Genomic DNA, 12052 nt, shown 5'->3' on the forward strand with positions numbered 1-12052 from the left:
AGTATTATGTTAATCTTGTTAAAATACTGTATGTAATGGTCAAGTAAAATCAGACACAACTATAGAGAGTTTACTTACTTTTCGCTCAAAGCTATTTGGCGATAAATACCCTAAGGTTGAATGTAGCCGAATTTGATTGTAAAACACCGTGATGTAATGGCTAATGTCTTGAATTGCTTCTTGATGATTTGCATAACTTTGTTGCCATACTCGCTCCATTTTTAGATTCAAGAAGAAACGTTTCATCACTGTATTGTCATAACATAGCCCTTTATGACTCATACTACAGAGAATACCATGCCGATCTAGTAAATCCTGATACGGCTGTGAACAGTATTGGCTTCCTCTATCCGTATTCATAATCAAACCCTTCGAAGGTTTGCATGTATGAATGGCAATTTGTAATGCTGTACATACCAAATCTACTGTCATACGATTCGACAAGCTGTAACCCACTATTTTACGTGAATAAAGATCCATGACCGCTGCAAGATATAACCAACCGCTTGCCGTCCAAATATAAGGTATATCAGCCACCCAAGCCTGATTTTCAGTCGTGGAATTAAATTCTTGATTCAATACATTTTCAACAACTGTCATGTTGTGTTTAGAGTGGTTGATTTTGATAAATCTACGTCGCCAAGTGGTTACTAAGCCTTGTTGTCGCATAATCTGACGGACTTTATATTAACCGACACAAATCCCCTCAACAAGCAACGCATGTTGTATCCGACGACTACCATAATTCTTACCACTCAGTTTGAAAAGGCGACAGATACGCTCAACCAAAGTCTGATGAGCATCTGATGCTTTCACAGGCTTTATTATTTGTTTGTGATGATAAAGACTTGAGCGATTGAGCTTTAAAAGCCTGCATACGCGCTGAAGTGAGTGTTTGTCACACTGTTACATTAACTTGGCTTCATCTATGCTGTTGGCTTGATGAAGCAAGTCATAGCCTTTTTTAGAATATCGACGTCACCCCCAGACGTTTATTTTCTAATTCAAGTTCACGAATACGTTTTTAGTCAGGCGTAATAGGCAATCCAATACCAGCCTTGCCTTGGAGTTCAGCATCATATTGGTTAAGCCAAAGATGGACCGTGCTTTGTCCTAAGCTGTTATCGATACAAACTTGGGTTATTGTGGGTCCTTGCTTTCGAATTAGCTCACAAATATGTAGTTTATAATTTGCATTAAATTTACGTTTGGTTTTGGTCACATTGAAATCCTCATTTCAGTGAAATTATATCTCTATCTCACTGTCTGATTTCATTAGACCATTACAGAAATATCAGACCTAATTGTAAAATATGAACAGGTTAAATATGGTAGACGCATATCTGGCCTCAACTTCTTTTTTAAGGAGCAAAAGACCCAAAAAATAAAAAATGTTTCTACAAATAGAGGTCCAGATACATTAGATTTATTTACTAAAATAACAGATAAGCAAATTAGTTTTTTTGCGAAAAAACTCGCATATACCCAGCATTTTCAAGTAAAATTCAAAGATTGGAGAGGAATATTATGAAATTGAATAGAGATTAATAAAAGAACCAAAGGATTATAATTTATATAAAAAATAACATTAAATAATTGGGTAATTTTGTATATAAATTATATTAAATTAATAATTTAACCTATAGTAAATATTATATAAATAATATGTATTACCATATGTGAGTATGTATTTTTACTTGTGTATTTGTTTAATTATACGAACTTGTATAGAATAAGGTTGTTATTTACTAATAAAGTGAAAAATATGATTATATTAATAGCAAATGCAAAAGGTGGTGTTGGAAAAACATCTATAGCAACATCACTTCTAGCAGAGTTAGCAAAGCAACATGCTGTCATAGGTGTTGACTTAGATAGTGCTAATAAATCTGCATCTGAAGTATGGAGTGAGAATAGAACCGAGATTCAAGGTAGATTCTATTATTTATCTGGAGACATACAAGAAGAACTTGAAAAGTCAGGACGAGAATATGATCACATGGTTATAGATGCAGGGGGATATGATAATTCAGAGTTAAGGGCATCTATGGCTGTAGCAGACGTTATTCTAGTTCCGCTTAGAGTGGGTGCGAATAGCAACGTTTCAGGGTTTTGGAAAACTGTAGATTTAATTGGTCTAATTAATCAAACAAGAAAGAAAAAAGCGCGAGTTTTAGGTGTTATAACTTGTACACCTCATGTTGGATCTAAACCTGAAATTGAACGTGCAATCCAAAGCATAGTTGATGAACCAAATATAGAGTCTGTTGGTGTAACAATTGGCGATCGTGCATGGTATGGACGAGCATTTGATGCTGGGCTTGGTCTGACAGAGTTCGAGCCTGAAAACCATCGAGAGAAAAAATACATAGATATTGCTAAAAATGAATTTATGCAACTATTTAATGAGGTAGTCAAATGAGAGGAACTTTGCCTAGCAGAAATAAAATTGTGCAAAATAATACTGATTTAGCAGATGCTGAAGATATACAGAAAAAAATAATTAATGATGCCCCATTGCATACAGTAGCTGAAGAACAAACAAATCCTAAAGCTAATATTGTTCAAAAGCCATGGAGAGAGGGTATTAATCTCACTGGAGATGAGTTAAAAACTCTAACAGAAAAAGTTTCTATGAATATGCCTTTAGAGCTATTGTTGAGACTAGACTATATTTTACAGCACGACAAAAAGAATCGTATTTTAGGCAAAAAAATCAACAAAACCACCATGTATATAGAGGCAATTGATAAATATACAGAAACAAAATTAAAAAAAATGGGTTTAGATGTTAAAGACTGAGTACAAACCAAAATGTGGACTGCTCCCAGTATTCTAGACACGAGATAGCCTCATTTTGAAGCTGCTTCTAAGGATTCTGGAGTTATTCCATCGATATGCTAATGACGCCTGATTCGATTGTAAAATATTTCGATATAATCAAACACATCTGTAAGTACTATTTCTCGAGTTTTATAGATTCTCTTTTTAACTCTTTCTTTCTAGGGCATTGTCCCAGCAGTTTCGCGACGACTCATACTTGTAACCAAATTATGCTTCTGACAGAGTTTCTGCCAGTCTCCGCTTCTGTATTGTGAGCTTTGGTCTGAGTGTATGATCACAGGCTCAGAGAGTCTGCGTCGCCATACCTCCATCAAAATTGCATCCAAAAATACCCTTGGCAAGAGTTGGTTTTATTGACCAGCCGATGATTATTTTTCTCGAATATAAATAAAGAACTACAGCCAAATATAACCAGCCTTGCCAAGTGAGGATGTAGATAATATCAGTTACCCACAAGATATCAGGTGTGTTTACAACAAACTCTCGATTTAAATTGTTAGGTGGCACAATCTGAGGACGACCACGACCATATTCTTATGCTTTTTATATCCTCGAACATCGGTAATGCTATTGTTTTCCATGATCTTCAGCACACGATTAGGTCCACAGCTTTTAAATCCTGTCGGGTAGCATATTTACGAAGATCTATTAAACCACCAATTAGGTTACTAAAGTTTTTATCAAGATCGAGTAACCAATTCTCAAATTCCTTAATTAAGGGGTATTGATATTGCATTAAGAACATTCTTTACCCTGTGCTTTAAAGAATAATATTGATATCTAAACCATATTATTTTCATAAACTTTAATACTTTGCCAGTAATCAGTTAATATGAATTCTTCATAACAACTCGATCCCACACCTTCTAAAATATTCTTCATTTCATGCCAAGGAATCCGATTTTCAACATATTTACCACCATAATTTGTTAAATATGCAGCTAAGCTATGTTGTTGACGAGTCATTTCTCCATTATTCCAAGAATAGTAGATATACAGCATGGCACCTGCAGAAGCAGCTCGTACTTCTGGATGAAGTTTTATATTAGTTACATAGCCAAATAAGCGCTCTAATAATCGTTTATTCTTTGTTCCCCCTTCATATCCACGACAATAACTAGAAATAACAACTGCTCTTAACTCATACGGCTGTTTATAACGCATCATTTTATGAAGGATTGGTTTTGCCTTTAAACTTCCAAATGCAGCAAGTGTACGAACAACCTGTGGTAAAGTTAGTTCAACAGGTAAATTACTTGGATAGTTCAGTAATAGTTGTACAAGAATATCTTCACATGGTAAAAAATCTTCTAATGAGCCATACTTACGAAGATCTATTAAATCACCTTGAATTTTACGATTACGGATATGAGAGTCTTCTATTTCTAAGTAAGATTTAAAATCATTCACTGATGGAATATCATTTTTCATTTGCCTGAAAATCCCTTTAATGACCAATCTACAAAAAGTGCCTGTTTTTTATAATCAGTACTCACTTACAGGTCCTTTTAATCCAAATTTCCATCAGTGTTTAGACTTTTCCCTAAATCAATCGATAAGAATTTCTCATAGGCATCTGATTTCACGCCTTCTAAAATGGGCTTAAGCTTTGGAATAAGATCTTTAATATCATGATTAGTACGAAAACCGCTCATACCTAAATGCATCGCATCTAATTTATCATCTCGTGTTATCTGATCTCCATAATAAATATGCATCATTCCTGCGACAGATGAAACTCGCATATACTTTTCTAATTTCTCATTAATCACATAACTAAATAGCTGGTCTAATAACGCTTTGTCTTGACTACCATCGGCATAATTACTGCAATAATGATAAATTGTATATGCACGAACATACTCCTCATCATCATAAAGCCGAGCACCAGAAATTATTTCATAAAGCTTCTCTTTGGCTTTAACACTTTCATAAAACGATAAAGTAAATACAGCCTGTTGAATAATATCCTCATCATTGCAATCCAATAATGTGATAATCGCATCTTCATACTGTAAGAAATCCTCATCACCACCATACTTTCTTAAATCTCTCAGATGATTAATAATCTCTAAATATTGATCCTCCACACGGTATTTCCGAAATTCTTCTGCACTAACAAATTGATTACCCATTATTTTTCCTCTCGTTTATCCTATTTAAAACTTCAGGTGCATATTCAATATAAATCAGTACTCACTTGGCTCACTTACAGGTCCTTTTAATCCAAATTTCCATCAGCATTTAGACTTTTCCCTAAATCAGACAATAAGAATTTCTCATAGGCATCTGATTTCACACCTTCTAAAATAGGCTTAAGCTTTGGAATAAGATCTTTAATATCTTCATGACTACGATATCTATTCATTCCTAAATACATCGCATCTAATTTGTCATCTCGTGTCATCCGATCTCCATAATAAATATGAATCATTCCCGCAACAGATGAAACTCGTAAATACTTTTCTAATTTCTCATTAATCACATAACTAAATAGCTGCTCTAATAATGCTTTGTCTTGACTATCATTGGCATAACTACTGCAATAAAAATAAATTGTATATGCAATAAGATGATCATAGTCATAGTCATCATAAAGCTGCTCACCACGCATTATTTCATAAAGCTGCTCACCACAGATGACCCCATAAAGTTTCTCTTTGGCTTTAACACTTTTATACACCGATAAAGTAAATACAGCCTGTTCAATAATATCCTCATCATTGCAATCCAATAATGGGATGATCGCGTCTTCATACTGTAAAAAATCATGATCATCACCATGTTTTCTTAAACTTGTCAGATGATTAACAATCTCTAAATATTGATCCTCCACACGGTATTGCCGAAATACGTCTGCACTAACAAATTGATTACTCATTATTTTTCCTCTGGTTTATCCTATTTAAAACTTCAGGTGCATATTCAACATACTTGTTTATTAATCCAGTCAGTTCAGCTTCTTTACTTTGTAAAAGTTGATACTCTGCACTGTCAGTTTGGTTTCTTTTTTCAAGTTCTCCCAAGCGTTTTTTAATATTTGAGCCTAACCATGGTCTTTCGGGTTTTACTCCTAGCAGAGCTTTAGAAATTGCAAGGTATGCACCTTCTCCCTCATTAATATGGTCATATATTTTTCCATTCTCATTAGTTATTTTTACAGGAGGGGTGCGTGATTCTTTAAGAATCGCGGCTAAATCATCAGCCGTTATGCTGTTTCGAATACTGTTCTCTGCTTTTGTAATTGCTTGGCGCAGAATAGGATCCTGAATCACAGAATAATCTTCTTTTTCAACTTTCTTGATATACTTAAATCGAAGTGCTGCCCATTTTTCAACCGTCTCGCGTTCCGCAGGCGTGAGTCTTACAGGTTCATTCAGCCCTTTTTTACTTAAGCTGTCCTTTGGATCATCCGAGAGCTTTGGTATTTCTTCATTTTCACTCCTACATGCACACTTCTTCCCTGCATTATGCACCCACACCTTATTCTGTCCAACAAAGAACGTATGGTCATCTAAAACCGTCAGGTTGTACGTGGTCACAGGGGTGCGATCAACTGTGATTGAGCGTATGGTTTGTTCGTGGTGCTGTGCATCAACCAGCTTCATGCCTGGTTGAAGCTGTAAAGTGTTCAGCCATCCACGATTTTGAATAAAGAAGGGGTGGTTATCACTGGCTTGAATATCACCCGAAGTTTGACCGTATCCATAGTGAATGCGGTACGTCACTTTCGGTGGGGTGATAATGGTATCAACCACTGCTTTGAGCTCAGGTTGGCCATGTTCTTGGCTTTGGTCTGACAGGCTGTAAACTTGTTCACCACGTTGAATATTCTCAATGGGTTTCAGTCCCGCAGGTGTCCAAACCAATGTCCCTGCAATGAAACAGCAATCACAGAGTTTTCTTGCACCTGCCGCATCACCACCGACACGTTTTTGTACAAACTCACGAGCCATGTCGTCATAGCGTTTTAAGGTTTGGCTACCAAATTTCTGTTGGTATTCGCCAAGGGTGCTACGGATTTTGTTAAATATGGAGTTAATTTTTGGACCAACTTCTGCAACTTTACCCGCAACTCCTGCGGCAAGTGCAATTGCCAATGCTCTTGTTGCTTCCGCAAATTTGTCTGCAATGGGGTCTAAATCTTTCCAACAGGTTGCTGTCATTAAGCCGTAAATGGCTTTTCCGAGCTCAAAACCAAAGTCATAAGCAGCTTTTCCTGCCATAAAGTAAAGAACGGCAGAGACAATAGCATATGGTCGTGAAAAGGACTTTTTTGCAAGCTCAAAGGCTTGTCTGTAAGACATTATTGTACAATGTCTTGACCATGCTAGCGTTCTCATAGCTGATTAGCATGTACATTAAAGGCCCTCGGTCTCGCCAAAGAATTCGGGCTTTTTTTGTGCCTGCAAATCGCTGATTAACAAAAGAATATACGACTTACCTAAATTACACGTGTTTTTAACCACATGCAATAAATGAGATTTTTAATCCCAATATCTATCTTTAATTTCTCTTTTTACTCTCAGATTAGTATGTATCTCATTCATCAGGCCATTCTAAACCATCTTTAAATTTTTTGTACCAAAACTTTCTTGAGAGAAGATCATCTCTATCTAAAAAATATTCGAAATCCAGCCATTTATTACTAAATGGAAACTCATATTTATACTTTAATCGAGAGATATATCTTTGGATAGAGTAAAGATCATCAAAAAAAATTATAGATTCTTCAAATGAAGTATGACTAATATTCTTAATTAATAATTCACATTCTTTTTCCAACTTATACAATGCATTGTTAATTCTTGTATTAGCATCTCTATATGAATCTATACTAGAATCTATCTCAAATTTTATTAACTCATTCATATTTCTATTTTCTCCTTGTTGGTTGAATATGACCAATTTGACCAGTGTCAGGGTTATAAATTAGCTCTAAATCATTGGCTTCGTATCTTAAATATCCTATAGCTCCTCTTGGATCTGGAGTTATTTTAGGTTTGCTAGCTAATATTTCTTTTGCCTGTAAAAAAGGAGCTTTACGTCCATTACTCCAAAGATAGTTATAATACTTTTCACTAATTTTTAACCCATCTACTGAATAGAAACCATCTTTTAAAACTATTTCTTTACTTATATTACACGCACACTTCTTCCCTGCATTATGTACCCACACCTTATTCTGTCCAACAAAGAACGTATGGTCATCTAAAACCGTCAGGTTGTACGTGGTCACAGGGGTGCGATCAACTGTGATTGAGCGTATAGTTTGTTCGTGGTGCTGTGCATCAACCAACTTCATGCCTGGTTGAAGCTGTAAGGTGTTCAGCCAACCACGATTTTGAATAAAGAATGGGTGGTTATCGCTGGCTTGAATATCACCCGAAGTTTGACCGTATCCATAGTGAATGCGGTACGTCACTTTCGGTGGGGTGATAATGGTATCAACCACTGCTTTGAGCTCAGGTTGTCCATGTCCTTTGCTTTGGTCTGACAGGCTGTAAACTTGTTCACCACGTTGAATATTCTCAATGGGTTTCAGTCCCGCAGGTGTCCAAACCAATGTCCCTGCAATGAAACAGCAATCACAGAGTTTTCTTGCACCTGCCGCATCACCACCGACACGTTTTTGTACAAACTCACGAGCCATGTCGTCATAGCGTTTTAAGGTTTGGCTACCAAATTTCTGTTGGTATTCGCCAAGGGTGCTACGGATTTTGTTAAATATGGAGTTAATTTTTGGACCAACTTCTGCAACTTTACCCGCAACTCCTGCGGCAAGTGCAATTGCCAATGCTCTTGTTGCTTCCGCAAATTTGTCTGCAATGGGGTCTAAATCTTTCCAACAGGTTGCTGTCATTAAGCCGTAAATGGCTTTTCCGAGCTCAAAACCAAAGTCATAAGCAGCTTTTCCTACCATAAAGTAAAGTACGGCAGAGACAATTGCATCTGCTGCAAAACCAACCCCGACCACATGAAGGGTCGCCCAAACACCAAAGATCCCTCCAAAGACAGCAATGTTTTCTTTTGAAACTAAATTACGAATGGTATCGACAATATAAGTAACATTCTTGCTTGGGTCGGATAGGTTACCTGCTGTTTTACCCATTAAATAACTGAGTTTATCGTTAAAGTCTGCATCTTTGAATTCTTTATCTGGTGGCTTAACAGCTGTTGGTGTTGGTGCAAGCCCCAATTCATCTTTAAATAAATGCGGTTGATTCAGTGCAAAGCTGTATAGGTCAGGCCCTGCTGCCAATCCTAATGGATCAGGGGTGAGGTAGCGATGGTTTTGTGCATCAAAGTAACGATGAGTGTTGTAGTGAAGATGGCTTTCTTCATCAAAGTATTGGTTGGAACCACGTAGGTTGAATTGCAGGAGCCCCAATCGGCCTTGGTTGGTTTCCAATGGGGTGGCATACAGGTCATCACTAATTTGTGCTTGCCAAACCACTTGCCGTTGGCTGTTGGTTACAGCAAGGGGTGCTTGGCGGTGGTCTACATGAATAAAGTATAGTTCACCCTGTTGTAGTAAACCAACAGGGGTGTCATTCATCCAAATGTAGTTGGTTTGAATATTTCCTGTTGCATCACTTTCAGCCACCAACTGGCTGCCATCGTAAAAAGCATAGGTGGTTTTTTGTTGTTTACCCTGTTGTGTTTGATGATGGTTTTACTTAAACGTTGACCAAAGAGGTTGTATTGGTATTTAGCCACTAAAACGGTGGCTTGATCATGATGTCGATCAATTTGAATCAATCAGTTTAAGCTGTCGTAGTGAAATTGAAGAATATCTCCATCTTGTGCTAACCAACGTTGCTGTCCAAGGGCATCATACATATCACCATAACGGGTCAAGTCTTTGAGTTGTTGTACCTGTTTTTGTTGTACAAGCATTGGAGCAGAGAGATGCTGCAATGGACGCAATAGGTTAGATGCACGTTGTGAAAGTGCAACAGGGGTTTGTTCTGGTGCGATTTGACCTAGAAATTGGCGCTGTTGTTGTTTATTTTGAATGTCTAGATCATCTAAATACGACAGTGATGTTTCTCCCGTATATGGGTTCCCCGATTGAATGATGCGTCCTTGTTGGTCTTTTATTTCTTCATGAATGAGGCCATTGCCATAGTTGTAATGGCTTTTTTTGTAGTGGTCTGTTGCACTGTTTAAGTCTGAAATAACACTTTGGTCAAGGCTATGAAATAATCCATCTTTAATGGAAATACCTTCAAGAAGCCCGGCTCGTGGATGGCTTGCTCCCCGGTATTGGTATTGAATCACTTGTCCATTCGGCAGTATTTTTTCAATCAATTGACCAAGGGTGTTGTAACGGTAGCGAATACGATAGTGGACACCAGCAATGAAAGTATCATGCTCTGTCAGTTTACTCATGTCGTTATATTTGAAGCGTTCTTCACCCGCACGGTAGCGAATTTGACTCGGTTTATTGTTGTTTCCCCATATGACTTCGCCATGTTCATCTTCTTGCCCTGAAGCATTGTAGGAACGAATGTGAGTAATTCGTCCGCCCAAATCACGGGTGTAATCTACATGGCTTTGATCGGCATGTTTTTCTTGAATCACAGCACCCAAAGTATCGTATTGGTATTGGGTAATCCCTGTTACAGGGCTATTGATTTGTACTAAGTCGCCAAAGTCATTGTAGTCGTAGCGGGTCGTTCGTCCTTGTCGATCAACAGCATATTCTGTCTTTGCTGGTGGCTGGGTCCATCTGAGATCGTTCAGTGGCTGTAAGATATGTTGGATGCGTTGTAAGCTTTGTGCCGAAAGATTGGGCCTAACAGGATCAGTGTTGGCAAGCGCTGATGTTTGAGTGGCCTTGTTTTCATCAAAAGTTGTCTGGTCTTCGATTGTACCCGTCGGTGAAATCAGGGTTGCGCCTGTAATTCGTCCTTCGCTGTTTTTAATCAGTTGAATCTGGTTATGTTGTTGGTCGCTCACTTGTTGCAGTTGATTGGCAGCATCGTAATCAAATGCCATTGTTTGCCCTAAAGCATTGGCAATCTCTTTGATTTTCCCCGCTTGGTTATAGTGAAGTGTTGTCGTACCTTCTTGGCTTTCAAGCGAAGTTAAATGCCCCGCAGTATTGTATTTGAGACGGTAAGTAATGCCATCTAAGCCACGATAGCGTGTCAGGTAGCCATACGAATCATAATCAATCTCAATGCTGAGGTGGTTCGGATAGATGACTTTTATAAGATTGTTTGTATTGTCTTGATACTGATAGTTCGTTCGATGCGCTTGGTCTTGACCTTCCCAGATCAATCGACCCAATGAATCATAGCCATATTCCATTCGACGAATTTGTTTTTCACCCCATGGGGTGTAGCCAGTTTCTTCAATCGCTGTGAGCTGATCTTCTTCATTATATTGGTAGCTTTTTTCGTAATGCTGACCAGTAAAGACACTATCTCGTTGTTCACGAATTAAATGGCGACCGTGATTTGTTTGGCCCAATAGGTTTTTTTGCTGATTATTCGCATATTCATAGGTCGTTCGTTGTGGCGCAAGGTCTTTACCTGACAAGGTGCGTGCAATCACTTCATGGTTAGCATTGTACTCAAGCTGGATTTTATGGACTAAATGTTGCTGTTCATCAAATTGTTCGCTTTGAATAATAAAGCCTTGGTTATTGTATTGATAGTGCTGTTGACCTTTTGCTGAACTCACTTTCAGTAATTGGTATTGCGTGCCAACGATTTGGTATTGGTATTCTGTTTTTTCGCCAACTTGGTTCACCACCGTATTTTTATAGATGGGACTGAACAGTTGGGCGGTGTTTTTAACTGTTGGGTCATAGCTGATTTCTACACGTCCGATGCCATTGGCATGTTCGCTGACAATGGCGCGGTTCCACTGATCATAACTCCATCGGGTTTCGAGTTGCCATTGCTGGCGATTTGAATCGAGTCGCCATTTTGAAGTCAGTTGGTGGGGTTGTTTACCTTGATAAGCATATTTGAGTCTTTCACCATTCGGATAGACCACTTGAACCAAGTTATTGTTTCGATCCAGAAAGTACTCATATGCACCCACCGGTGTGGGTCTTTTGCAACCGCTTCAAAATGATAGGTCGTGTGCGATTTATGCCAAATCCAACCCGATCCATCAATGCGTCTTTCTACCCAACCCTCTTTGGGGTCTTGGGATAAGCCACGAATCACATAGCTTTGGTCTTGCATCG

At 38.0% G+C, this 12052-nt stretch carries 13 protein-coding genes and 1 pseudogene; 3 read left to right on the forward strand and 11 right to left on the reverse strand.

Annotation, left to right across the window (positions count from 1 at the left end):
• Window positions 1-39 precede the first annotated feature (39 nt).
• Together BLS38_RS13075 and BLS38_RS13080 are read right to left on the reverse strand one after the other, a co-directional pair.
• A complete protein-coding gene (locus BLS38_RS13075) occupies window positions 40-672 on the reverse strand; it encodes an IS3 family transposase (RefSeq protein WP_280137758.1) in 633 nt (210 codons plus the stop codon).
• Window positions 673-1024: 352 nt separating this feature from the next.
• Complete coding sequence (locus BLS38_RS13080; protein ID WP_213030519.1) at window positions 1025-1222, reverse strand: transposase; 198 nt, start codon at window positions 1220-1222, stop codon at window positions 1025-1027.
• A gap of 69 nt (window positions 1223-1291) precedes the next feature.
• Here BLS38_RS13080 and BLS38_RS13360 point away from each other — a divergent pair, with 69 nt between their 5' ends.
• The 3 genes from BLS38_RS13360 (at window position 1292) to BLS38_RS11520 (ending at window position 2802) form a co-directional block, all read left to right on the forward strand.
• On the forward strand, window positions 1292-1531 hold the full coding sequence (locus BLS38_RS13360; RefSeq protein WP_425283484.1) for a hypothetical protein: 240 nt from the start codon (window positions 1292-1294) through the stop codon (window positions 1529-1531).
• A 234-nt stretch (window positions 1532-1765) separates the two neighbouring features.
• Complete coding sequence (locus BLS38_RS11515; protein ID WP_092749735.1) at window positions 1766-2422, forward strand: AAA family ATPase; 657 nt, start codon at window positions 1766-1768, stop codon at window positions 2420-2422.
• Window positions 2419-2802: a hypothetical protein gene (locus tag BLS38_RS11520; protein ID WP_092749737.1), complete on the forward strand. Its 384-nt coding sequence runs from the start codon at window positions 2419-2421 to the stop codon at window positions 2800-2802. Before BLS38_RS11515 ends, BLS38_RS11520 begins: the two co-directional genes overlap by 4 nt.
• A 98-nt stretch (window positions 2803-2900) precedes the next feature.
• Here the strand turns inward: BLS38_RS11520 and BLS38_RS13365 are convergent.
• The 9 genes and pseudogenes from BLS38_RS13365 to BLS38_RS13025 form a co-directional block, all read right to left on the reverse strand.
• Window positions 2901-3458, reverse strand: a pseudogene (locus tag BLS38_RS13365) (DDE-type integrase/transposase/recombinase); the annotation flags it as partial.
• Window positions 3459-3624: 166 nt separating this feature from the next.
• Window positions 3625-4275, reverse strand: a complete 651-nt coding sequence (locus BLS38_RS11525; protein WP_092749739.1) for a hypothetical protein — start codon at window positions 4273-4275, stop codon at window positions 3625-3627.
• A gap of 77 nt (window positions 4276-4352) precedes the next feature.
• A complete protein-coding gene (locus BLS38_RS11530; RefSeq protein ID WP_092749741.1) occupies window positions 4353-4979 on the reverse strand; it encodes a hypothetical protein in 627 nt (208 codons plus the stop codon).
• An 86-nt stretch (window positions 4980-5065) separates the two neighbouring features.
• Window positions 5066-5725, reverse strand: coding sequence for a hypothetical protein (locus BLS38_RS11535; RefSeq protein ID WP_092749743.1), 660 nt, complete (start codon window positions 5723-5725; stop codon window positions 5066-5068).
• Window positions 5718-7151 (reverse strand): polymorphic toxin-type HINT domain-containing protein, encoded by a 1434-nt coding sequence (locus BLS38_RS11540; protein WP_171258582.1) that lies wholly within the window; start codon window positions 7149-7151, stop codon window positions 5718-5720. The genes BLS38_RS11535 and BLS38_RS11540 overlap by 8 nt, the downstream gene beginning before the upstream one ends.
• 235 nt (window positions 7152-7386) lie before the next feature.
• A complete protein-coding gene (locus tag BLS38_RS11545) occupies window positions 7387-7716 on the reverse strand; it encodes a hypothetical protein (protein WP_092749747.1) in 330 nt (109 codons plus the stop codon).
• Between the two features lie 4 nt (window positions 7717-7720).
• Window positions 7721-9451 (reverse strand): polymorphic toxin-type HINT domain-containing protein, encoded by a 1731-nt coding sequence (locus BLS38_RS11550; RefSeq protein WP_092749749.1) that lies wholly within the window; start codon window positions 9449-9451, stop codon window positions 7721-7723.
• A gap of 155 nt (window positions 9452-9606) precedes the next feature.
• Window positions 9607-11856: an RHS repeat domain-containing protein gene (locus tag BLS38_RS11555; RefSeq protein ID WP_244518302.1), complete on the reverse strand. Its 2250-nt coding sequence runs from the start codon at window positions 11854-11856 to the stop codon at window positions 9607-9609.
• Window positions 11793-12050, reverse strand: a complete 258-nt coding sequence (locus tag BLS38_RS13025) for a hypothetical protein (protein WP_171258584.1) — start codon at window positions 12048-12050, stop codon at window positions 11793-11795. Before BLS38_RS13025 ends, BLS38_RS11555 begins: the two co-directional genes overlap by 64 nt.
• Window positions 12051-12052 lie beyond the last annotated feature (2 nt).

The organism is Acinetobacter boissieri (assembly GCF_900096955.1).
GTDB lineage: Bacteria > Pseudomonadota > Gammaproteobacteria > Pseudomonadales > Moraxellaceae > Acinetobacter > Acinetobacter boissieri.

What these genes read in the sequence shown, in the direction of transcription:
- BLS38_RS11520 (WP_092749737.1), top strand. Translation starts at nt 2,419, where the DNA reads ATGAGAGGAACTTTGCCTAGCAGAAATAAAATTGTGCAAAATAATACT.
- BLS38_RS13025 (WP_171258584.1), bottom strand. Translation starts at nt 12,050, where the DNA reads ATGCAAGACCAAAGCTATGTGATTCGTGGCTTATCCCAAGACCCCAAA.
- BLS38_RS11545 (WP_092749747.1), bottom strand. Translation starts at nt 7,716, where the DNA reads ATGAATGAGTTAATAAAATTTGAGATAGATTCTAGTATAGATTCATAT.
- BLS38_RS11525 (WP_092749739.1), bottom strand. Translation starts at nt 4,275, where the DNA reads ATGAAAAATGATATTCCATCAGTGAATGATTTTAAATCTTACTTAGAA.
- BLS38_RS11530 (WP_092749741.1), bottom strand. Translation starts at nt 4,979, where the DNA reads ATGGGTAATCAATTTGTTAGTGCAGAAGAATTTCGGAAATACCGTGTG.
- BLS38_RS11515 (WP_092749735.1), top strand. Translation starts at nt 1,766, where the DNA reads ATGATTATATTAATAGCAAATGCAAAAGGTGGTGTTGGAAAAACATCT.
- BLS38_RS11535 (WP_092749743.1), bottom strand. Translation starts at nt 5,725, where the DNA reads ATGAGTAATCAATTTGTTAGTGCAGACGTATTTCGGCAATACCGTGTG.
- BLS38_RS11540 (WP_171258582.1), bottom strand. Translation starts at nt 7,151, where the DNA reads ATGTCTTACAGACAAGCCTTTGAGCTTGCAAAAAAGTCCTTTTCACGA.